This is a genomic window from uncultured Ferrovibrio sp. (assembly GCF_937960835.1).
GTDB lineage: Bacteria > Pseudomonadota > Alphaproteobacteria > Ferrovibrionales > Ferrovibrionaceae > Ferrovibrio.
In genome coordinates this window covers 57,220-79,058 of record NZ_CALGPC010000018.1, presented here as the reverse complement: position 1 = coordinate 79,058, position 21,839 = coordinate 57,220, and the positions used below count along the sequence as shown (strand labels likewise).

The following is a 21,839-nucleotide window of genomic DNA, read 5'->3' as shown; positions in this document are numbered from 1 at the left end:
GGGGCGAGCCTGAGCCGGATCAGTGCAGGATCTGGCTCAGGAACAGCTTGGTGCGCTCGTTCTGCGGATTGGCGAAGAATTCGTCGGGCTTGTTCTGCTCGACGATCTCGCCGCGATCCATGAAGATCACGCGATGCGCCACGGCCTTGGCGAAGCCCATTTCGTGCGTGACGCACAGCATGGTCATGCCGCCCTCTTCCGCGAGCTGGATCATCACGTCCAGCACTTCCTTGACCATTTCCGGATCGAGCGCCGAGGTCGGCTCGTCGAACAGCATGATCTTGGGGTTCATGCACAGCGACCGCGCGATGGCGACGCGCTGCTGCTGACCGCCGGAAAGCTGGCCCGGATATTTCTTCGCCTGTTCCGGGATGCGAACGCGCTCCAGATACTTCATCGCGGTGGCCTCGGCTTCCGCCTTCGGCTTCTTCAGCACCCAGATCGGCCCCAGCGTCAGGTTTTCCAGCACCGTCAGATGCGGAAACAGATTGAAATGCTGGAACACCATGCCGACCTCACGGCGGATCGCCTCGATATTCTTGAGATCGTTGGTCAGCTCGGTGCCGTCCACGATGATGTGGCCGCGCTGATGCTCTTCCAGGCGGTTGATGCAGCGGATCATCGTCGACTTGCCGGACCCGGACGGACCGCAGATCACGATACGCTCGCCGCGCGCCACGCTGAGATTGATGTTCTTCAGGACGTGGAACTCGCCATACCACTTGTTGACTTGTTGCAGTTCGATAATAGGCGCAGCCATGGTTGTTTAATCCTCAGCGCTTATGTCCGGTGGCCAGCTGCTTTTCGAGCTGCTGGCTGTATTTCGACATGGAGTAGCAGAACACGAAGTAGATGGCCGATATGAACAGGTAGGCTTCGATGGAGAAGCCGCGCCATGCCGGGTCGACCAGCGAGGTCTTGGTCGCATTCATCAGATCGAAGATGCCGATAATGACGACCAGCGACGTGTCCTTGAAGACGGCGATGAACAGGCTGACCATCGGCGGGATAACGATCTTGAGCGCCTGCGGCAGAATGACCAGTCCCATCTTCTGCCAGTAGCTCAGGCCCAGAGAATCGGCGCCTTCATACTGCCCCTTCGGGATCGCCTGCAGGCCGCCACGCACCACCTCGGCGATGTAGGCCGCCGCGAACATGATGATGGCGATCTGCGCGCGCAGCAGCTTGTCGATGGTGAAGCCTTCCGGCAGGAACAGCGGCAACATCACCGACGACATGAACAGCAGCGAAATCAGCGGCACGCCGCGGATCAGCTCGATATACACCACACAGATCGTCTTGATCGCCGGCATCCGCGAACGGCGCCCCAGGGCCAGCAGCACCCCTAGGGGAAATGCGAAGGCGACGCCGAAGGTGGCCAGGATCAGGGTCAGCGGCAGGCCGCCCCAATTGGTGTTCTCGACATAGGTCAGGCCGAAGACGCCGCCCCACATCAGGATGCCGACCAGGGTGAGACCAACGGCCCAGATCCCGACCAGCCGCGGCTTCCAGAACCGCCGCATGCAGCTCACCACGATCAGCGAGGTGAGAATGATCGCCGCCAGCAGCGGCCGCCACTGCTCGTCGTAGGGATAGATGCCGAAGAGAATGAAGCGGTATTTCTGCCCAATGAAGGCCCAGCAGGCGCCGGGCGACGCACGGCATTCCGCCGAAGTAGCGGCGGTGAAATGCGCGTTGATCAGGCCCCACTCGACCAGCGGCGGCAAGGTCATGAGCAGCAGCCAGACCGACAGAAGCGTCAGCACCGTGTTCAGCGGCGACGAGAACAGCTTGTCGCGCACCCAGGCTACCGGACCGGTGGCCGTTGTGGGAGGCGGAAGAGATTCGGATACGCTCGACATCTCAGCGCTCCACCAGTGCGATATGCTTGTTGTACCAGTTCATGAACACCGAGATCGACAGGCTGATGGTAAGATATACCGCCATGATGATCAGGATGCCCTCGATCGCCTGACCGGTCTGGTTCAGCGTGGTATTCGCCACCGATACGATATCGGGATACCCGATCGCCACGGCGAGCGAGCTGTTCTTGGTGATGTTGAGATACTGGCTGGTCATCGGCGGGATGATGACGCGCAGCGCCTGCGGCAGGATCACCAGCCGCAGAACCTGATCGCGCTTCAAGCCGAGCGCCTCGGCCGCTTCCCACTGGCCGTGGCTGACCGCCTGGATGCCGGACCGCACGACCTCGGCGATGAAGCCCGCCGTGTAGATGACAAGGCCGGCCAGCAGGGCCGCGAATTCCGGCGTGAGGGTCGCGCCGCCAACAAAGTTGAAGCCCTGCAGGCGCGGAACGTCGAGTTCGAGCGGCGCGCCGCCGATGATCCAGCCAAGCAGCGGCAGGCCGATGACGAGCGCGATTGCGGTGCGCCAGACCGGGAAAGGCTGCCCAGTGGCATCCTGGCGTTTACGCGCCCAATGGGAGACAATAACCGCCAGAACCAGCGCCACCAGGAATCCCAGCCCAGCGAGATCGAAGGCGAAGTGATCGGATGGCGCCGGCAGCTTGATGCCGCGATTGGAGATGAAGATGCCCGGCAACGGGTGAAAGGCCGAGCGCGGCCCCGGCATCGTCTCGGTAATGATCGCGTACCAGAAGAAAAGCTGCAGCAGCAGCGGCACGTTGCGCACTACCTCGACATAGATGCTGGACAGCTTGGCGACCAGCCAGTTCTTCGACAGCCGGGCGATGCCGATGATGGTGCCGAGGATCGTCGCCAGGATGATCCCGATCACCGCGATCCGCAGCGTATTCAGCAATCCGACCAAGATGGCCCGGGCGTAGGTGTCGCTCGGTTCGAACGGGATCGGCCCCTCGCCGATCGCAAACCCCGCCTCGCGGCTGAGGAAATCAAATCCGGACGCAATGTTGCGGGTCTGAAGATTGTACAGCGTATTGGAAACCAGGAACCAGCCGATCAGGCCGACCGCTGCCAATGCAACAATCTGATAGACGACCGAGCGAACATCGGGATCGTTCCAGCTCAGCCGCCGAGCTGGCGCTTTTTGACCGCCGCTCATCGGATTAGACGCCATGTGCCCCCCATGGCAAAAACTGACACAAAGGAAACGTTATAGGCTTGGAAAAAGGTCCGGCAGCGCCCTGTCTCGCCGCCGGACCGCATCTTCCTAGTGCTTAGCGCACCGGCCAAGCATACATCAGGCCGCCCTGAGTCCACAGCGCGTTCACGCCGCGCTCCAGCTTCAGCGGGCTGCCCTTGCCGACATTACGCTCGAAGCTTTCGCCGTAATTGCCGACCTGCTTGATGATGTTGTAGGCCCACTTCTCGTCGACGCCGAGATTCTTGCCCATGCCCGGGGTGACGCCGAGCAGGCGCTTGATGTTCGGGTTCTCGCTCTTCAGCATTTCGTCGACATTGGCCGAGGTGACGCCGAGCTCTTCAGCCTCGATCATCGCGAACAAGGCCCAGCGGACCAGCACCAGCCACTGGTCGTCGCCCTGACGCACCATCGGACCGAGCGGCTCCTTGGAGATCACTTCCGGCAGGATGATGTGGTCATCCGGATTCGGAAGCTGCGTCGCGCGGGTGGCGGCCAGGCCCGAGATGTCGGTCGTGTAGGCGTCGCAGCGGCCGGAAGCATAGGCGCCGACCACTTCGTCCATCTTCTCGATGACGACGGGCTTGAACGTCATCTTGTTGGCGCGGAAGAAGTCCGCGAGGTTCAGCTCGGTGGTGGTGCCCGGCTGCACGCAGACCGTGGCGCCGTTCAGTTCCTTGGCGCTCTTCACGCCCAGCTTCTTGGTGACGATGAAGCCCTGACCGTCATAGTAGTTCACGCCCGCGCCGATCAGACCGAGCGAAGCATCGCGCGCCAGAGTCTGGGTGGTGTTACGGGTCAGGATGTCGATCTCGCCCGACTGCAATGCGGTGAAGCGCTGCTGTGGAGTCGTCGGCGTGAGGCGGAACTTGCCCGCATCACCGAACATCGCCGCGGCCACAGCGCGGCACATATCGACGTCCAAGCCCTTCCAGACACCCTTGTCGTCCGGCGCGGAGAAGCCGCCGAGACCCGTATTGACGCCGCACTGGACATAGCCCTTGGCTTTGACGGCGTCGAACGTGGCGCCGGCATAGGCCCCTTGCGCAGCAAGCACGAACACCGCCGCTGCTGCGGCCGTCTTCAAAATCTTCATCTGATTTACCCTTCCCTGTTGTGACTTGGACTGCATTTTCGCAGGCCGGTCGTAAAATTATCACGAGGCTGCGAAAATGGGCAAGACAACGTCAGTTATCCACAGGACAAAAGCATAACGCGCCGCCTTACCCGCCGTCACCGCTATCAAAAATCGGGCCAACGGATAACGCAAAGCGCCGGCAGCAAAGGTCAGCGGGTCACCAATGAGCGGAATCCAAGAGAAAAAGAGAATTGCTGCGCCCCAACGGCTGAACCGCTCTGATGCTTTTTGCAGTTGCTCAGCGTTGATTGGAAACCAGCGCCGATGCTTAAAGCGCAGGCAGTATGCTCCGAGCACCCAATTGATCAGTGCACCGCCTACATTGCCCGCGGTGGCAACTACAAAGAGAGAAAGAGTCGGCGCGAGCTCGACTGCCCGCGCCGTTGCCAATGCTGCTTCAGATGAAAGAGGCACTATGGTCGCTGCCAGGAGCGACCATAGAAACAGCCCCGCAAGGCCCCATTCGAGAGTAAAGGCCGGATCGAGACTCACGCGAGGATGTTCGTATCCGCCTCGCCCAGATCCCAGAACAGACCGGCCATCATCGCCAGACCTTCACGCATCACCGGCAGCAGAACGTGTTCGTTCGGCGCATGCTGCGAACAGGCTGCGTAGGAGTGCGGCACCCATACGGTCGGCAACCCAAGTGTTTCGGAAAACACATCGTTGGGCAGCGAGCCGCCGAGATTGGGCAGCAAAGCCGGCTTGCGCCCTGTCGTGCGCGTGACGGAGTCGAGCGCAAAATGCACATAAGGATGATCGGGATCGAGGCGCGTCGCCTTGAAAATGTCCGCACGCGATTGCGCCACCTGCACCATCGGAAAACCATGACGGTCGAGATGGCGCCGCAGCGCGGGCAGGAATTGCTTATGATCGGTTCCGACGACGAAGCGGATCTGGCAATGCGCGGTAGCGATGCCCGGGATCGCGTTCACCGGCGCTTCCGGGTTTCCAGTCTTGAAGGCCAAAACGTCGAAGCTGCACCAGCCATAGACGCGCTCAGCCGGCGTCAGGCCCGGCTCGCCCCACCAGGTATCGATCTCCGGCCCGTCGCTGCCGCCGCTGACTTCGCAATCGGCAAGCGCGCGACGCACGCTGGCTGGCAACTCGCTCGGCACCCATTCAGGGATGCGGATCTGGCCGGTGGGGCTCGCAATGCTGGCGATGGCATGCGCCAGGATGATGCCGGGATCGGCCAGCAAGCCGCCCCAATTGCCCGAATGGTGCGCGCCCTTGCGGAGTTCGACGGTCATGTCGAAATTCAGCGCGCCGCGGGCGCCGCAATACAAAGTCGGCCGGTTCGGGTCCAGACGCGGTCCATCGGAAGCGAGGAAGAGATTGGCACCCCAGGCCTCGCGCTGCGAAGCGCAGAAGGCATCGAGGCCGGGCGAGCCGACCTCCTCGCCCGTCTCGATCAGCAGCACAACATTGAAGCCCAGCTTGCCGCCGCGCGCCTTCAGCACCGCCGCCAGCGCGGCGATATTGACCGTGTGCTGCCCCTTGTTGTCGGCCGTGCCGCGCCCATAAAGCTTCTCGCCTTCCTGAACCAGTTTCCATGGGTTGAGGCCTTCGCGCCATTGCGCTTCCTGGCCGCGGATCACATCGCCGTGGCCATAGGAGAACAGCGTCTTGGCCGCGCCCGGCTCGCGCCGAATCGCCACCAGGAACGGCCCGCCCTTCGGGGAGGGATTGGGATGAATGGTGCACTGGAAACCCAGAGCCTCGAGGCTGCCGCGCATTTCCTTCTCGAGGTATTCGCCCAGGGCGTCGCGCCGGTCGGGATTCTGGCTTTCCGTCGGGATAGCGACACGGCGCGCGAGATCGGCGGTGAAACCTCCCTCATCCAGATAAGAGGTGGCAGCGCGAATGGCAGCGTCTCGGGTCATAGGCAAATCTCCTCCTCTCCCCTTCTTAACGCCCCCCGCGCAGGCTGGAAAGCCCGGCGCGGCTTTGCGATAGTCGGGGGAACCTGGAGTCCCAAAAATGAAAGACGAAACCAAACTCGCCACTCTCGGCCGCGACCCGGAAGGACATCACGGCGCCGTCAATATCCCCGTCTATCGCGCTTCGACCATTCTGCAGCCCGATCTTAAGACGCTCGGCGAAATCTATGCGGCCCGCGCGCGCGACGAGCAGGTCACCTCCTATGGCCGTATCGGCACACCGCTGACCTTTGCCTTCGAAAATACCGTCGCCGAGATCGAGGGCGGCTATCGCGCCATGAGCTTCCCGTCCGGCGCAGCCGCCTGCTCAGGCGCCATCCTCGCTGTGGTCAAGGCCGGCGACCATATCCTGGTCACTGACAGCGCCTATGGGCCGACCCGGCATTTCTGCGACACGGTGCTCAAGCGGCTTGGCGTCGAGACGCAGTATTTCGATCCGCTGATCGGCGCCGGCATCAAGGATCTGATGCGGCCGAATACCTCGCTGGTCTTTTTGGAATCGCCGGGCTCGCTCACCTTCGAGATCCAGGATGTGCCAGCCATTGCCGAGATCGCGCATCGCCATGGCGCGAAGGTCGCCATGGACAATACCTGGGGCACGCCACTTTACTTCAAAAGCTTCCAGCACGGCGTCGATCTCTCCGTGCACGCGGCCACCAAGTATATCGTCGGCCATTCCGATGCCATGCTGGGCGTCGTCATCGCCACCAAGGAAAGCTGGCCAGAGCTGCGCGACAGCACGCGCGCCCTCGGCACCAATGCCGGGCCGGATGAGATCTATCTGGGCCTGCGCGGCATCCGCACGCTTGCCGTCCGCCTGCCGCGCCATATGGAAAGCGGCATCAAGGTCGCCGACTGGCTGAAAGGCCGGCCGGAAGTGACCCGGGTGCTGCATCCGGCCCTGTCCGACGATCCGGGTCATGCAATCTGGAAGCGCGACTTCCTCGGCGCCTGCGGCCTCTTCTCGTTCGAGCTGGACCGCAAATACGGCGACGAGGCTGTGGCCGCCTTCGTCGATCACCTCGAACTTTTTGGCATCGGTTATTCCTGGGGCGGCTTCGAAAGCCTCGTGACCGTGGCCAAGCCGCATGCCCTACGCACGGCCAAGCCTTGGAAGGACCACGGCGCTCTTCTCCGCCTGCATATCGGCCTGGAGGCAACCGACGATCTGATCGCAGATCTGAAAGCCGGCTTCGAGCGGCTGAACAAGGTGCAAGGCTGAGGATGGGCACAAGGCCGCACAGACGGCTTAGCTGGAGGAAACGATCATGTCCGAGATTCTGACCACCCCGGCCGATGGCATCCTGACGATCACCTTTAACCGGCCAGACAAGAAGAATGCGCTGACTTCGGCAATGTATGCTTCGCTGGCCGATGCGCTAGAGAAGGCTGACACCGAGAGCGATGTCCGCGTCATCCTGTTCACCGGCAATGGCGGCGCCTTTACGGCCGGCAACGACCTGCAGGATTTCCTGAACAATCCGCCGGCCGGCGAGGAGACGCCGGTCTTCCGTTTCCTGCGCGCCATCAGCACGATTTCCAAGCCGATGATCGCCGCGGTTTCGGGTGTGGCGGTTGGTGTCGGCACGACGATGCTGCTGCATTGCGATCTCGTCTATGCCGCCGAGAACGCCAAATTCTCGCTGCCCTTCGTCAACCTTGCCCTTGTGCCGGAAGCGGCTTCATCCCTGCTGTTGCCGCGCATGATCGGCCATCACCGCGCCTCCGAACTCCTGCTGCTGGGCGAGCCGTTCACGGCTGCTACGGCAAAGGAATACGGCATCGTCAACGCGGTCCATGCGGAAGACAGGCTGCTGGACGAAGCCATGCAGGTTGCACGGAAGATCGCTGCCAAGCCGCCGACGGCGGTGAGACTGACCAAGCAGCTGCTGCGGCAGTCGAAGGGCGACGTGGCCGGGCAGATGGCCGCAGAAGGTGTGCATTTCCGCGCCCAGCTCAAATCGGCCGAAGCCCGCGAGGCAATGACGGCGTTCTTCGAGAAGCGTCCGCCGAAATTCAGCTAAGGCCTACCGGCCGCTGTCGCGGATCGAGGCGTGCCGCGCCTCGGGAATGAGACGTTCGAAATCCTCGCCCTTGACGTGGATGAGCGTGCAATGATCGCCGCCCTCGAAATAGAGGTCGTAGCGATCATCCAGACTGTCATCCACCACCACGTCCACGCCATAGGCAGCGCCGACCGGCGGCAGCGCCCCGGGCTCGCAATCGGTGAATAGCGTGGCGATGTCTGACTCGGTTGCCAGATCCACCGGACGGTTCACCACCTTGGCCAGCTTGTTCAGCTCGACATTGCAGGAGGCCGGCACGGCCGCCAGCATGAAGCCGTCATCGTCTTCGACCAGCACCGCCTTGACCACCGCATCTTCGGGCAAGCCGGCGCAATGCGCCGCGGCGCGCATGGTGCCGGAGCGCGGATGCGAAATCACTTCGTAGTAGATGTGATTGCGTTCGAGATATTGCTGCAGGCTGCTTGCAATCGCCATGGCGCGCTCTCCTCATTGCAGAGTGGCAGCCGCCGGCATGCATTCGTCTTGTTCTTCCGGCAAAGACTGCCGATCATCAAGAGGCTACACCCGATCGGGCGCAGCGCCAATGACAAGGATAAGTTCAAATCGGCGCCTGCAGGCAATCGCCCCGCACGAGTGCTAAAGCTTGCGGCATTCGCGGCAGGTGCCGACAACCTCGATAGTCTGGCGTTCGACTGCAAAACCCAGCGCCCGCGCATCCTGCTGAATCCGCTGGCCCAATTCGGGATCGTTGATTTCCGTTGCAGTGCCGCATTCCTTGCAGATGAAGATTTCCTGCTGCACGGCATGGCCGGGCTCGGTACAGCCGATGAAGGCATTCAGGCTTTCGACCCGATGGACCAGCCCCTGCTCGACCAGAAAATCCAGGGCGCGGTAGACGGTCGGCGGCGCCACCTTCTGCCCTGCACCACCCAACTGGGCTAGCAGATCGTAGGCTCCGGCCGGCTTGTGGCTCTGCCAGATCAGTTCCAGAACACGGCGGCGGATTGGCGTCAGCTTGGCGCCGGTGCCCGCGCAATGCGCCTCCGCCTTGGCCAGAGCATCAACGATACAGGCCGCGTGATCGTGCCCCGGGGCGTGCTGACGTGGGTGCTGATGGGCGTGCTGGTGGATTTGACTCGTCATTTGCCCACTATAGGGCGACCGGCGCCTCAGGCCAACCCAGCCTCCCTGGCCGGGCTAAAGGCTCAAAAATTCAGCGACAATGCCGATCTGCTCGGGTGTATCCAGCGCCGGCGCGTGGCCGATGCCGGGAATGTCGATTCGCCGCGCACGCGGCCCGCGCTGGGTCATCTGCGTAGCGGTTTCCGCGCTGAGCAGATCCGACACCGCGCCGCGAAGCAGCAATGTCTTAGCCGAAATCTGCTCATACAGCGGCCAGGCATCGCCGGTGACCGTGGCGGCCTGCTTGGCCATCACCGCGGCGATCTGCGGATCGTAATGTGGCGTCAGCCGGCCATCCGGCAGGCGCCGGGCGGAAGTCTCGGCCAGCTTGCGCCAGCCGGCATCGGAGGCAATGCCGAAGGGTGCATAGATGGTGCGGAAATACTGCTCCAGCTCGGGCAATGTAGCGAAGCTCGGCGGCGTGCCGGCATACTGCAGGATGCGCTCCACTGCGCCCGGTGCAATCGCTGGGCCAACGTCGTTCAGCACAAGATGGCTGATCCGGTCCTTCAGAGGACCGGCTGCAACTGCCATGCCGATCAAGCCGCCCATCGAGGTGCCAACCCAGCGCAACTGCGTCAGCTTCCACTGTTCGACCAACTCAACAGCCTGTCGGGCATAGAACGGGACGGTGTATTCGCTGTCCGGCTCCGGGCTCCACTCGCTTAAGCCGCGGCCGATGGTGTCGGGGGCAATCAGCCGGTAATGCGGCGCCAGAGCCTGCGCGAAATCGTCGAAATCATGGGCATTGCGGGCGAAGCCATGCCAGAGGATCACGGCCGGCGCATCCGCCCTGCCCCATTCGAGCAGATGAACACTGCGGCCGCCGAGGGTGAGGTAGTGGGATTGAGGCTTCATGAACGCAACTGCCGCAATTTGCCGACGATGCCGACGGGGAAGAAATAGACACTGAGCACGAACAGGATGCCGAGCCAGAGCAGCCAGCGGTCGGCATGAAACAGGGCCGGCAACAAGGGAATGCCGGCGGCCGCCAGGGCGTCGCTCAGTTCGCCCATCAGGACCTGAAGATAATTCTGCGCCAGGATGAAGATCGTAGCGCCCAGCACCGCGCCGTAAAGCGTGCCCATGCCACCGATCACCACCATCAGCAGGATGTCGATCATGATGGCAAAGCTTAGCGTCGTATCCGGGCCCGTGTAGCGCAGCCAGATCGCCATCAGCACACCAGCCAGTGTCGCCATGCCCGCCGAGAGACAATTGGCGATGGAACGGTAGACCAACACGCGATAGCCGAGCGCCTCGGCCCGGAAGTCATTCTCGCGGATCGCCTGCAGCACGCGGCCGAATGGCGAATTCACCACGCGCAGAGCCAGTAAAAACAGGATCAGCGCCGAGAAGAAGATCAGGTAATAGGTCAGGATGCGGCCGTTGATCATCACACCCAGCACCGGCTCGTCGAACAGGCGGAAGCCCGGACGGAGCATTTCGGGGATGCGGTACGAACGGCCATCCTCGCCGCCCGTAATCTCGTTGAGCTGCGACGCCAGGATGGCGAAAGCAGAGGCCACGGCCAAGGTGATCATGGCGAAGAAGATTGCCCGCACGCGCAGGCTGAACAGGCCAATCACCAGCGCCAAAGCCATGGACAGGATCAGCGCGGCGACAACGCCGATGCCCATCGCGCTCCAGGTCGGGCTGAAATTGTACATGGCAATCGCAACGCCATAGCCGCCGATGCCGTAGAACATCGTATGGGCGAAGGAGACGATGCCGGTATAGCCGAGCAGCAGGTCGTAGCTGGCAACCAGGATCACAAAGACACAGATCTTGGCCGCGACGTTTATCGGCTGACTTCCGGGGAACAGAAACGGCGCGAACGCTAAGCAGACGAGGATGATGAAGAGCGTGGCGGCGAGAACGCGGGAGCGCGGATAATCACCGGAAAGCAGGCTGTGCAGCGGATTGGCGGGCAGCATCTTTGACAACCCTTATCGCTTGGCCACGGGATAGAGGCCCTGCGGCCGCCAGAGCAGGATCAGCACCATCAGCATGATGCTGGAACCCAGTGCCAGTTTCGGCACGAGGAAGCCGGTGTAATTGGCCACCAGCGCAACCAGCAGCGCGCCGACGAAGCAGCCACCCACCGATCCCAGACCGCCGATGATGATGACGATGAAGATCAGGACGTTGACCTCCATGCCCATGCCGGCGGTCAGCGTCTGGCGATAGAAGGCCCACAGAACGCCGCCCAAGCCCGCCAGGGCCGATCCGGCAATGAAGACGCCCACGAACAGACGGCGGATACGGTAGCCCAGTGCCTCTACCATCTCGGCATTCTCGACGCCGGCGCGGATGAGCAGGCCGATCTTCGTGCGGTTCAGCATCACATGCATGGCGCCGAACACCAGCAGGCCAAGCACGACGGCAATGACGCGGTAGCGTTCCATGGCGGCATCGCCGATGACGATGGCGCCCCGCAGCCCTTCCGGCAGGCGAAGCGGGATCGGGCTGGCGCCCCAGATGACGTGAATCATCTGCTCGGCGACGATCATGCCGCCCATCGTGATCAGGATCTGCTTTAAATGCTGGCCATAAACCGGGCGGATCACGATGCGCTCAAAGGCCCAGCCAAGGCCGCCCGTGACCAGCATCGCAACCGCGATGCAAGCCAGCAGCACCAGGATATTGAGGCCGATATTGTCCGACGCCACCCAGCCCGCCAGCGGCCCCAGGGCGATCAGGCTGACATAGGCGCCGAAAGAGATGAAAACGCCATGGCCGAAATTCAGTACGTCCATCAGGCCGAAGACCAAAGTCAGGCCCGAGGCCATCAGAAAGATCATCATGCCCATGGCCAGGGCAGCGACAGTGAGCGTGACCCAGGTGGAGAAGCTACCAACCAGCGGCAGCGCGGCCAATGCCAGGATCGGCACCAGCATGGCCGGCAGCCAATCGATCTTCACCTTGGGCAAGGTGGCGTTATCGGCGGCAGTAGCGGTCGCAACGGTCATTGATGCGCATCCATGCTGAGGCCCAGCAGCTTTTGCTGCAGCACCTTGTCTTCGGCCAGTTCAGCCATTTCGCCGCGATGCACGATGCGTCCGTCATCCATCACGGCAACGGTATCGCCCAGCATCTTCGCGGCGAGAAAATTCTGCTCCACCAGCAGGATCGTCACGCCAGTGGATTTCAGTTCCTTGAAGGCCTGGATCATGTTCATGATGATGGCCGGCGCCAGCCCCTTGGTCGGCTCGTCGATCAGCAGCAACTGCCGCGGCTCGACGATGGCGCGCGCAATCGCCAGCATCTGCTTCTGCCCGCCGGACAGCGACCCAGCCGCCAGCGACCAGAATTTCTCCAGCGCCGGAAACAGTCCAAAAATCCATTTCAGACGATGTGGATCGATCTCGCCCTCCCGCGCAGCCAGGATCATGTTCTCACGCACCGTGAGATCGGCGAAAATGCCCATATTCTCCGGCACGTAGGCAATGCCGCTGCAGGCAATATCGGGCGTCGGCAGCGCGGTGATATCGCGGTCATCGAAGATCACCCTGCCCTTGCTGGCCTGCCACAGGCCCATGATGGTGCGCAAGGTGGTGGTCTTGCCGGCACCATTGCGGCCCAGCAGCATGGTGAGCTGGCCGCGTGGCACGGTGAAATCCACCCCGTGCAGGATGTGATAGCGGCCGATATGGGTATGCACGCCCTCCAGGCGCAGCATGGCGTCACTCATGCCGCGGCCTCCGGAGAAATGCCCAGATAGGCTTCCTGAACGATGGGCGATGCGATCACTGTCGCCGGCTCGCCATCGGCAACCAGCGTACCGTTATGCAGCACGATGATCCTGTCAGCCAGGCTGCGTACCACATCCATTTTGTGCTCGACCAGCAGCACAGTCTTGTCGCCGCGCGCTTTGATCTGATGGATCAGTTCGAGCACGGTCGGCACTTCATCGACCGACATGCCCGCAGTGGGTTCGTCGAACATGAAGACGTCCGGCTCCAGGGCCAGCAGAAGCGCGACCTCCAGCTTGCGCTGGTCGCCATGCGGCAAGGCGCCGGCCATGGCGTTACGCTTGTCCAGCAGCTTTACCGAGGCCAACAGACTGTCGGCCTTGTCAATCAGATCGCCGCGATGGCTCCAGAGCTGTAACAGCTGCATGCCCGCCCCTGCCCGGCTCTGCACAGCGAGGCGGACATTCTCCATCACGGTCAAATTCGGAAACAGATTGGTCAGCTGAAAGGCGCGCCCCATGCCGCGCTTGGTGCGGGCGGAAGCGGTCAAGCCGGTGACATCCTGGCCATGCAGCAGAACCTGTCCGGATGTCGCCTTCAACTGGCCGGAAATAAGGTTGAAATAGGTGGTCTTACCGGCGCCGTTCGGCCCCACGATGGCGGTGAGCGTTCCCGGATGGAAGGCGCAACTGACCGCATTCACGGCGACATGGCCGCCGAAGCGGATCGTCAGTTCGCGGGTTTCAAGAGCAGGTGTTGCGGGCATGACCTTGACGCAAAGATGGCCGGGGCCCAATGGCCCCGGCCGTGACAGAGAATCTTAACGCTTGTTGCGGATCGGCAGCGGCATGTCCTGCGGCGAGATCACCTGAACGAGATCGAGCAGGTCGTTCTCGTCCTTGCCGTCCTTCTTGACCTTGAAGTGATACATCGACTGCAGAGCCTGATGATCTTCCTTGCGGAACTGCATCTTGCCCTTCGGCGTGTCGAAGGTCATGCCTTCCATAGCGGCAATCAGCTTCTCGGTATCGGTACCGCCCGCCTTTTCGACCGCGGTCAGGATCGCGGACGCGGCGGCGAAGCCACCAGCGGTGAAGAAGTCCGGCGGCGTCTGGAAGCGCTTCTTATGCTCGGCGACGAACCAGTCGTTCATCGGGTTCTTCGGGAAGTCGTAGTAATAATAAACGGCGCCTTCCATGCCCGGATAAGGCTTGTAGAGCTTCATCACCGGCAAAATGTTGCCGCCCGGCGCGATCTCGATGCCGTAACGCTCCGGCTTCAGGTCGGCGATCTTGGGCAGCGGATGCGGGCCGGCCCAGATGACCGCAATCACCTTCTTGCCCGGCTTGTCCTTCAGCGCATCAAACAGGCGCTGGGCCGAGGCGGTGAAGTCGGTGGTCTGCGTCGGGGCATATTCCTCGAACACCACCTTCACATTCGGACGCAGCTCGGCGAGCGCATCCTTCAGCGCCTTGATGCCGTCCCGACCAAAGGCATAGTCCTGCGCAAGCGTACCAACGTGGACCTCGCCCGTCTTCGGGAAAGCCGCAGCGGCCGCATAGGCATCCTGCATCGAGGAACGCGCGGTGCGGAAGATGTAGCGGTTCCACTTCTCGCCAGTGATGGCATCGGCCACAGCGGGTTCGACGATCAGGATCTTCTTGTGCTCCTCGGCCACCGGCAGCATCGCCAGCGCGGCGCCCGACGAACTGGTGCCGATCGCGATGTCGACATTGTCGTCGGCATAGGCTTGCTCCAGCAGCGACTTGGCGAGGTCGGGCTTCAGCTGGTCATCCTTCACGATGACCTGAATCTTGCGGCCCTGCCAGGTCATGGTGCCCTTGGTCAGATATTCCAGCCCCATCATCAGGCCGGTTTCGGTTTGCTTGGCATAAGCCTCGAGCGCACCCGTCTTACCGGCGATCAAGGCGATTTTCAGATCGGCCGCCAGAACCGGCGTGGCTGCGCAGGCAGCCAGGGCGACGGCGAGACCCGCCGCCTTCATCACGCGCTGCATTTATTCTCTCCCTTGCGACGATGCGGACAGACCAAGCCGGCTGTGCGCCGGCCCAGCAATGGCGACGGAGACGCGATTCCAAGCATGCAGGATGCGCAACATCGTTTCTCCTCCCTCTTAGGCCCGGGTGATCCCGGTGCCTCTCCCAGGCCGATGCCCGCTTGCTCGGCCCTCAACATGACAGTTGATTCATGTTTCGGGTTATTCGTAACCCCGCTTGGATTGGGCGTCAAGCCTGGTTTTATGAAATCCGGCTTGACAATCCGGCATCAGACTGCGAGTTCTAACATGACAACTGATTCATATTGCATATGACCCTGAGGAAACGCTCTTTGCCGCCGCCGAAGACTGGCCGCGGCGAAATGACCCGCCGCAAGATTCTCGACGCCGCCAAGCGCGAGATCGGCCGCCGCGGCTTCGCCGAGGCGTCAATCAGCACGATCACAGCGGAGGCTGGCGTGGCCCAGGGCACCTTCTACATCTACTTCCGCACCAAGGAAGACGTGATGCGCGAACTGGTCCTGCATATGGGCCGCATGCTGCGTCATCACCTGACGGAGGCCACGGCTGGCGCGAAAAACCGCCTCGAAGCCGAAAAGCTGGGCCTGCGCGCCTTCCTCGATTTCGTGCGCAAGAATCCTGACCTCTACAAGGTGGTCGAGGAATCGCAGTTCGTCGATGAGAAGGTTTACCGGCAGTATTACACAGACTTCGCCAAGTCCTACCGCATCGCGCTGGCTGCCGCCGAAAAGCGCGGCGAAGTCGCCGCGAGCAAGAATGGCGTCTCCACTGAAGTGCGCGCCTGGATGCTGATGGGCATTTCGGTCTTTCTGGGCCAGCGCTATGGCCTGTGGGATCCGAAAACGCCACTGGAGCCGATTGTCGAGGCGGCAGCCGCGATGATCGCCCATGGCCTCAGTCCTGCCCCGGGCGCCGCGCCCGGACGCGCGAAATGACTGCGCCGCTGGCATTGCTGTCCATCGAAGGTCCGGTCGCGCGCCTGACGCTCAATCGGCCCGAGCGGCATAACAGCCTGATTCCGGAGCTGATTGGCTCCCTGCTCACCCATCTGCAGCAGATTGCGGCAAATAAGGACACCCGCGTTCTTATCCTGCAGGCGGCTGGCCGCAGCTTTTCGACCGGCGGCGACGTGCAGGGCTTCTTCTCAACACCACGCGCCGAACGACGCGCCTATGCCCAAAAGCTGATTGGCGGACTGAACGAAGCGATCCTTGCCCTGCTCGACCTGACCATTCCCGTTATCGGCCGCATCCATGGGCCGGTCACCGGCGGTTCGCTGGGTTTCGTGCTGGCCTGCGATCTCGTCGCCGTCACCCCGCAGGCTTTCATCCAGCCTTATTACACGCAGGTCGGCTTCAGCCCGGATGGCGGCTGGACGGCCTTGCTGCCGGACCGCATCGGTGCTGCCAAAGCACGGGAAATCCAGCTTCTGAACCGGCCTATCTCCGCCGGAGAGGCCGTACAGCTTGGCCTCGCCACCACGCTGGCCACTACGGATGTGATTGACGGCGTCATTGCCGATTGGATCGCAGCGCTGCTCGACAAGCGGCCGGGAGCCATGACACGCACCAAGGCTTTGCTGCTGACCGCTGAGCAGCGCCGGCGCGTGCAGGAGGCGTTGGCCGCCGAAGCCCAGAGTTTCATGGAACAGATCGACAGCGAGGAAGCCGAAGCCGGGATGGCGCGCTTCCTCGCCAAGTCGGCATAGGGAGGGCGGATGGACATCCTGTTCGACATAGCAGCCCGGCGTGCGGAATTGACGCCGAACCGGGTGGCGCTGATGGAGATCGATAGCGGCCGCAGCGTGACTTACGCGCAACTGGACGTCCGCGCTGCCCGCTTTGCCGCATGGATGCAGGCCAATGGCATATCAGTAGGCGACCGCGTTGCCATTCTTTGCCTGAACAACATCGCCTTTTTTGAAATCCTGTTCGCCTGCGGCAAGCTGGGGGCGATCCTGGTGCCGCTGAACTGGCGGCAACCCGCGCCCGAACTCTCCCCTGTGGTGCAGGATGCGGCGCCGAGGCTGCTGATTCATGACACCGAAAATGCAGCCGTCGCGGCGACGCTGGGGACGGAACTGAAGATCCCTCTCCTGCCGCTGAGCGATTTCGATGCAGCCATCGCAAAAACGTCCAAGGCTGACTTCGACACGGCCTGGCCCAGTGGCCGCATCTGGTACATGCTCTATACCTCCGGGACCACGGGCAAGCCGAAAGCCGTAATCCAGACGCCAGGTATGGCCTATGCCAATGCCGTCAATATCGGCCAGGCGATCGATCTCATCTCGACCGATACGACACTGAATTTCCTGCCGCTCTTCCATACCGCAGGCATCAACCTGCATACCCTGCCTGTCCTGATCCATGGCGGCACGGTGCGCATCTTGAAGAAATTCGAGATCGATCCGGTGATGGCGGCGCTGCAGAATGGCGATTGCACGGCCTTCTTCGGTGTGCCGGCAATCTATCAGGCGATCAGCCTGCATCCGGATTTCGCAACTGCCGATTTCAGCAAGGTGCGCTCCTGGGGCTGCGGCGGTGCCCCGCTGCCCGCCACCCTGATCAGCCAGTTCGCTGCGCGCGGCGTCAAAGTCTGCAACGGCATGGGCATGACCGAAACCGGCCCCACCGTGTTCCTGATGGACCGCGATCATGTGGAAGCTAAGATCGGTTCCGTCGGCAAGCCGCAGATCCTGGCCGAGGTCCGCGTGGTGGGCGATGACGGCAAGCCCCTGCCCGCCGGACAATCGGGTGAACTGCAGGTGCGCGGCCCGGGTGTCACGCCCGGCTATTGGAACAATCCCGCCGCCACCGAAGCCGCCTTCACCCGCGATGGCTGGCTGAAAACCGGCGACGTCGCCCGGCGCGACGAGGATGGTTATTACTACATCGTCGACCGCATCAAGGACATGTACATCTCCGGCGGCGAGAACGTCTATCCGGCTGAGGTCGAGGTCGTCATCTACAAATTCCCCGGCGTGCTGGAATGCGCGGTGCTGGGCGTGCCGGATGAGAAATGGGGCGAGGTCGGCTGCGCCTATATCCTGCCGCGGCCTGGCGAAAGCATCGACCCCGAAGCCTTGCGCGCCTTCTGCCGCCAGAATCTCGCAGCCTACAAAGTGCCGAAATATATCGAAGTGGTGCAGGACTTCCCCCGCACCGCTGCTGGCAAAATCCAGAAACATGTCCTTCGCAGCAAGGCGAAGGCGGGATAGGTCATGGTCAAGATCGAACGCACCCTTCATCAGCCCGATTTCGATCTCTTCGCGAAGATCAGCGGCGACAACAACCCGATCCATGTCGATGCGGAATTCTCAGCGCGCACGCGCTTCGGGCGCACGGTCAGCCACGGCATGCTGCTCTACACGATTCTTTGGGGAATGGTGCAAAAGCAGTATCCCGGCGCCAGGCAGGCCAGCCAGAACCTGATGTTCCCCAATCCGGCCTATGCCGATGAGCCGCTGGATTTCGAGGTCACTGAAATATCCAGCGACGGCAATCGCCGCCGCCTGGCCACCAAAGCCAGCCGCAAGCATGACGGCGCCGTCGTTTTGGACGGCGAGACCGAGATCGTTCTGCCATGACCAAGACCGTCCTCGAAATCGGCGCCCGCGCCAGCGTCACCCGCAGCTTCTCGGCAAAGGATCTGCAGGCCTTCCAAAGCCTGTCCGGCGACAACGCGATGCTTTCCCATGTGCCGGAGCCGCTGATCGGCGCGCTCTTCTCCTACCTGCTGGGCGTCGAACTGCCGGGCTTCGGTACTAATTATCTGAAGCAGGAGATGCAGTTCGAGCGTGCAGCTCCCATCGGACAACCGCTCACGGCGACCGTAGAAATCACACGGCTGCGTCCCGAAAAGCATCTCGCCGATCTTTCCACCATCTGCACCGATGCATCCGGTACTGTCATTTGCCGCGGCCGCGCGCTGGTTCTGGTGAGGGATGTCGGCGCCTGAGATTTTCCCCATGTATGTTGCCGAAGCGGGACAGGGACGGCCGCTGATCTTCCTGCATGGATGGTCAAGCCATGGCGGCTATTTCGCGCCGCAGGTCGAGGCCTTCCGGGAAAGCCATCATGTGCTGGTCCCCGATCTGCCGGGGCACCGGCGCAGCATCGCGCCGCTGACGGAACTGAGCATTCCGCATCTCGCCGATCGCCTGCACGAAGCGATCACCGCCAGAGGCCTGCAGCACGTCATCCTGGTCGGCTGGTCGATGGGCGCGATGGTCGCCTTCGACTATATCGCCCGCCATGGCAGCGCAGCGCTGGATGGCCTCGTGATTGAGGACATGACGGCGAAGATCGTCAACGATTTCGAATGGCGGCTTGGCATCCGCAATGGTTTCGACGCAGCACAGAACGCGGCAGTGCTGCAGGCAATGCAAGCCGACTGGGCTGGCTATGCGACAGGCTCCTTGCCCCGCCTGTTTGCCCGCACGCAGCGGCCGGATCAGAAACTGTATGACTGGATCGGTGGCGAAATCGTCAACAATGACGGACGGGCGATGGCTGCGTTATGGGCTTCGCTGGCCGAGCAGGACCACCGCACCCTGCTGCCACGCCTGCGTTTACCAGTCCTGCTGCTGCATGGCAGCGACAGCCAGCTTTACGATCCTGCGGTGGCGGAATGGATGGAAGCGCAGATTCCCGGCGCCCGGCGGATCTGCCTGGAAAGAACCGGCCATACGCCGCATCTGGAGAAGCCAGCTGCTTATAATGCGGCTCTTAAGACGTTCTTGGCTGCACTCTGACGTTCCGCCATAGGCGCATCAGCAGCGGCGACAGCCAGAGCAGGATTGTCAACACGCCAAGGGTGCCGGCGATGGGACGGTTGATGAAGCCGATCAGATCGCCCTGGGTCTTCTGCATGGAGTTGAGGAAATTCTCCTCCAGCATGGGGCCGAGCACCAATCCCAGGATGATCGGCGCCACGGGAAAATTGTTTTCCTCCATCAGATAGGCGATCAGGCCCAGCGCCAGCATCGTCATGATCCCGAAAACGGTGTTGTTGCTGGCGAAGGCGCCGACGATGCAGAACAGCAGGATCAGCGGCATCAAAATCGGCCGCGGCACGGCCAGCAGATAGCCGGCCGATTTGATCGCCGCCCAGCCGAAGGGCAGCAACAGCAGATTGGCCAGGATGAAGGCAAAGAATACGCCATACAGCATTTCTGGGTTGTTCATGAAGATCATCGGGCCGGGCGTCAGCCCTTTCATGAACATCACCCCGATGGCGATGGCCGTGATGGAATCGCCTGGAATGCCGAAGACCAGCGCCGGAATCCATGCCCCGCCCAAGGCGGCATTGTTGGATGCGCCGGATTCCACGATCCCTTCCGGATGACCATGGCCGAACTTCTCTGGCGTCTTGGAGAATTTCTTCGACAGCGCATAGCTGACCCAGGCAGCGATATCGGCGCCTGCCCCCGGCATCGCGCCGATGACAGTTCCCATCAGTGAGCCGCGCACTAGACCCCGCCAGTAGCGGCGCAGCAAATCAAGCTGCGGCGCGAGTATCTTGCCGAAGCGCCGCTGCGTGAGCGGCAGGTGACGGTCCTCCGACAGGACGTAGCGGATCACTTCCGGCAAAGCGAACATGCCGATCAAGGCCGGAATCAGTGGCACGCCGCCCATCAGTTCCAGATTGTCGAAGGTAAAGCGCGGATGGCCGCTGGTCGTCCCGATCCCGATGCAGGACAGCAGCAGCCCCAGCAGCAGCGCCACCATGCCTTTGACCTGCGACTGGGGTGTGATGAACACCGAGCAGGTCAGCCCCAGCAATGCCAGCCAGAAATACTCAAAGGATGAAAAGTTCAGCGCAAACTCGGCCAGCACCGGCGCACCCAGGATCAATACCGCGACGCCGACCAGACCGCCCAGAATGCTGAACACAAGGCCCGCGCCCAGCGCGACATTGGCTTGGCCATTTTTGGTCATGCGATAGGATTCGTCCGCATAAGCCGCCGAAGCTGGGGTTCCCGGTATCCGCAGCAAAGCGCCAGGAATATCGCCCGCGAAGATCGCCATCGCGGTGCAGCTCACGATCGCGGCAATCGCAGGCACCGGCGGCATGAAGAAGGTCACCGGCACCAGCAGCGCGGTTGCCATGGTGGCCGACAATCCCGGCATCGCGCCGACGAATAATCCGAAGACCGAAGCCAGCGCGACAACGGCCAGAACGTATGGATCTAAAATCAAATCGAAAGCGTTGCCGAGAACGTCCATGCGCTCACCAGAGGATGGATGTCAGGACGCCGCCCGGTAAAGGAACCAGCAGCACGCGGGCAAAGAACAGCCACAACGTGATAGCCGCTATGACGGCCACGAGCAGGGCGAGCCAGACGCGCACGCCGAGATAAATCATCAGCACGGCGGCAATGAGAAAAACCGTGACATGAAAGCCCAGGCTGGCGCTGATACCGGAATAAAGCAGCAAGGCGCCGATGATCAGGCCAAGCCCCAGCCAGCGCGCAGGATTGCGAACCCAGGCTCCGGCCTGAATGACCGCTTCGCCATTGCGCCAGGCCTGGATGCCGCGAAAGATCAGCACCAGTGCCGCCAGCCCCAGCAGAACGGCCAGCACTTGCGGGAAGAAGGCCGCGCCATAAGGCGCACCCGTCAACTTCGGAAATCCCGCCGCCGTCGCCCAGACGAAAACGGCAAGGGCGAGCAACACAAAACCGGAAAGAGCGTCGTTGAATCGCACGGCTCAGCGACCTGCCCCGCCTTGGCG

24 protein-coding genes are annotated in these 21,839 nt (G+C 62.1%); 8 read left to right on the top strand and 16 right to left on the bottom strand.

Translation table 11 applies throughout. The annotated features are described in order from the left end of the window. Positions 1 to 19: 19 nt before the first annotated feature. The 6 genes from Q0603_RS17785 to Q0603_RS17760 form a co-directional block, all read right to left on the bottom strand. Positions 20 to 760, bottom strand: a complete 741-nt coding sequence (locus Q0603_RS17785; protein WP_298728223.1) for an amino acid ABC transporter ATP-binding protein — start codon at positions 758 to 760, stop codon at positions 20 to 22. Positions 761 to 773: 13 nt separating this feature from the next. Then, positions 774 to 1,862: an amino acid ABC transporter permease gene (locus tag Q0603_RS17780; RefSeq protein WP_298728221.1), complete on the bottom strand. Its 1,089-nt coding sequence runs from the start codon at positions 1,860 to 1,862 to the stop codon at positions 774 to 776. Between the two features lies 1 nt (position 1,863). After that, positions 1,864 to 3,057: an amino acid ABC transporter permease gene (locus Q0603_RS17775; protein WP_298728219.1), complete on the bottom strand. Its 1,194-nt coding sequence runs from the start codon at positions 3,055 to 3,057 to the stop codon at positions 1,864 to 1,866. A gap of 100 nt (positions 3,058 to 3,157) precedes the next feature. Further along, on the bottom strand, positions 3,158 to 4,177 hold the full coding sequence (locus Q0603_RS17770) for an amino acid ABC transporter substrate-binding protein (RefSeq protein ID WP_298728217.1): 1,020 nt from the start codon (positions 4,175 to 4,177) through the stop codon (positions 3,158 to 3,160). A 60-nt stretch (positions 4,178 to 4,237) separates the two neighbouring features. Continuing rightward, positions 4,238 to 4,711 (bottom strand): YqaA family protein, encoded by a 474-nt coding sequence (locus Q0603_RS17765; protein ID WP_298728215.1) that lies wholly within the window; start codon positions 4,709 to 4,711, stop codon positions 4,238 to 4,240. After that, positions 4,708 to 6,105, bottom strand: a complete 1,398-nt coding sequence (locus Q0603_RS17760) for a M20 family metallopeptidase (protein WP_298728213.1) — start codon at positions 6,103 to 6,105, stop codon at positions 4,708 to 4,710. Before Q0603_RS17760 ends, Q0603_RS17765 begins: the two co-directional genes overlap by 4 nt. A 97-nt stretch (positions 6,106 to 6,202) precedes the next feature. On the opposite strand from Q0603_RS17760, the gene metC reads away from it, so the two are divergent. Beyond that, on the top strand, positions 6,203 to 7,384 hold the full coding sequence (gene metC / locus Q0603_RS17755) for a cystathionine beta-lyase (protein WP_298728211.1): 1,182 nt from the start codon (positions 6,203 to 6,205) through the stop codon (positions 7,382 to 7,384). 46 nt (positions 7,385 to 7,430) lie between these two features. Next, positions 7,431 to 8,186 carry an enoyl-CoA hydratase gene (locus tag Q0603_RS17750; protein ID WP_298728209.1) on the top strand — a complete coding sequence of 252 codons (756 nt, stop codon included), beginning with the start codon at positions 7,431 to 7,433 and terminating at the stop codon, positions 8,184 to 8,186. Positions 8,187 to 8,189: 3 nt separating this feature from the next. On the opposite strand, the gene Q0603_RS17745 is transcribed toward Q0603_RS17750, so the two are convergent. The 8 genes from Q0603_RS17745 to Q0603_RS17710 form a co-directional block, all read right to left on the bottom strand. Then, on the bottom strand, positions 8,190 to 8,663 hold the full coding sequence (locus tag Q0603_RS17745) for a YbaK/EbsC family protein (RefSeq protein ID WP_298728207.1): 474 nt from the start codon (positions 8,661 to 8,663) through the stop codon (positions 8,190 to 8,192). A gap of 162 nt (positions 8,664 to 8,825) precedes the next feature. After that, complete coding sequence (locus tag Q0603_RS17740) at positions 8,826 to 9,332, bottom strand: Fur family transcriptional regulator (protein WP_298728205.1); 507 nt, start codon at positions 9,330 to 9,332, stop codon at positions 8,826 to 8,828. A gap of 54 nt (positions 9,333 to 9,386) precedes the next feature. Next, on the bottom strand, positions 9,387 to 10,229 hold the full coding sequence (locus Q0603_RS17735; RefSeq protein WP_298728203.1) for an alpha/beta hydrolase: 843 nt from the start codon (positions 10,227 to 10,229) through the stop codon (positions 9,387 to 9,389). Then, positions 10,226 to 11,308 carry a branched-chain amino acid ABC transporter permease gene (locus tag Q0603_RS17730; protein WP_298728201.1) on the bottom strand — a complete coding sequence of 361 codons (1,083 nt, stop codon included), beginning with the start codon at positions 11,306 to 11,308 and terminating at the stop codon, positions 10,226 to 10,228. The genes Q0603_RS17735 and Q0603_RS17730 overlap by 4 nt, the downstream gene beginning before the upstream one ends. A 12-nt stretch (positions 11,309 to 11,320) precedes the next feature. Beyond that, positions 11,321 to 12,343: a branched-chain amino acid ABC transporter permease gene (locus Q0603_RS17725; protein WP_298728199.1), complete on the bottom strand. Its 1,023-nt coding sequence runs from the start codon at positions 12,341 to 12,343 to the stop codon at positions 11,321 to 11,323. After that, positions 12,340 to 13,065: an ABC transporter ATP-binding protein gene (locus Q0603_RS17720; RefSeq protein ID WP_298728197.1), complete on the bottom strand. Its 726-nt coding sequence runs from the start codon at positions 13,063 to 13,065 to the stop codon at positions 12,340 to 12,342. The genes Q0603_RS17725 and Q0603_RS17720 overlap by 4 nt, the downstream gene beginning before the upstream one ends. After that, positions 13,062 to 13,832: an ABC transporter ATP-binding protein gene (locus Q0603_RS17715; protein ID WP_298728194.1), complete on the bottom strand. Its 771-nt coding sequence runs from the start codon at positions 13,830 to 13,832 to the stop codon at positions 13,062 to 13,064. Before Q0603_RS17715 ends, Q0603_RS17720 begins: the two co-directional genes overlap by 4 nt. 54 nt (positions 13,833 to 13,886) lie before the next feature. Continuing rightward, on the bottom strand, positions 13,887 to 15,083 hold the full coding sequence (locus Q0603_RS17710; RefSeq protein ID WP_298728192.1) for a substrate-binding domain-containing protein: 1,197 nt from the start codon (positions 15,081 to 15,083) through the stop codon (positions 13,887 to 13,889). 311 nt (positions 15,084 to 15,394) lie between these two features. On the opposite strand from Q0603_RS17710, the gene Q0603_RS17705 reads away from it, so the two are divergent. The 6 genes from Q0603_RS17705 to Q0603_RS17680 are packed head-to-tail and all read left to right on the top strand — an operon-like array spanning position 15,395 to position 19,857. Next, positions 15,395 to 16,039 (top strand): TetR/AcrR family transcriptional regulator, encoded by a 645-nt coding sequence (locus tag Q0603_RS17705; protein WP_298728190.1) that lies wholly within the window; start codon positions 15,395 to 15,397, stop codon positions 16,037 to 16,039. Then, positions 16,036 to 16,812, top strand: coding sequence for an enoyl-CoA hydratase/isomerase family protein (locus Q0603_RS17700; protein ID WP_298728188.1), 777 nt, complete (start codon positions 16,036 to 16,038; stop codon positions 16,810 to 16,812). The genes Q0603_RS17705 and Q0603_RS17700 overlap by 4 nt, the downstream gene beginning before the upstream one ends. Positions 16,813 to 16,821: 9 nt before the next feature. Next, complete coding sequence (locus tag Q0603_RS17695; RefSeq protein ID WP_298728186.1) at positions 16,822 to 18,321, top strand: long-chain fatty acid--CoA ligase; 1,500 nt, start codon at positions 16,822 to 16,824, stop codon at positions 18,319 to 18,321. Positions 18,322 to 18,324: 3 nt separating this feature from the next. Beyond that, positions 18,325 to 18,690, top strand: a complete 366-nt coding sequence (locus tag Q0603_RS17690; protein ID WP_298728184.1) for a MaoC/PaaZ C-terminal domain-containing protein — start codon at positions 18,325 to 18,327, stop codon at positions 18,688 to 18,690. Then, positions 18,687 to 19,061, top strand: a complete 375-nt coding sequence (locus Q0603_RS17685) for a hypothetical protein (RefSeq protein WP_298728182.1) — start codon at positions 18,687 to 18,689, stop codon at positions 19,059 to 19,061. Before Q0603_RS17690 ends, Q0603_RS17685 begins: the two co-directional genes overlap by 4 nt. A 10-nt stretch (positions 19,062 to 19,071) precedes the next feature. Then, entirely contained in the window at positions 19,072 to 19,857 is a 786-nt protein-coding gene (locus tag Q0603_RS17680; protein WP_298728177.1) for an alpha/beta hydrolase, read from the top strand. Here Q0603_RS17680 and Q0603_RS17675 read toward each other — a convergent pair. Continuing rightward, positions 19,832 to 21,331 carry a tripartite tricarboxylate transporter permease gene (locus Q0603_RS17675; RefSeq protein WP_298728176.1) on the bottom strand — a complete coding sequence of 500 codons (1,500 nt, stop codon included), beginning with the start codon at positions 21,329 to 21,331 and terminating at the stop codon, positions 19,832 to 19,834. The two genes, Q0603_RS17680 and Q0603_RS17675, sit on opposite strands and share 26 nt — an antisense overlap. 4 nt (positions 21,332 to 21,335) lie before the next feature. After that, entirely contained in the window at positions 21,336 to 21,812 is a 477-nt protein-coding gene (locus Q0603_RS17670) for a tripartite tricarboxylate transporter TctB family protein (RefSeq protein ID WP_298728174.1), read from the bottom strand. Positions 21,813 to 21,839 lie beyond the last annotated feature (27 nt).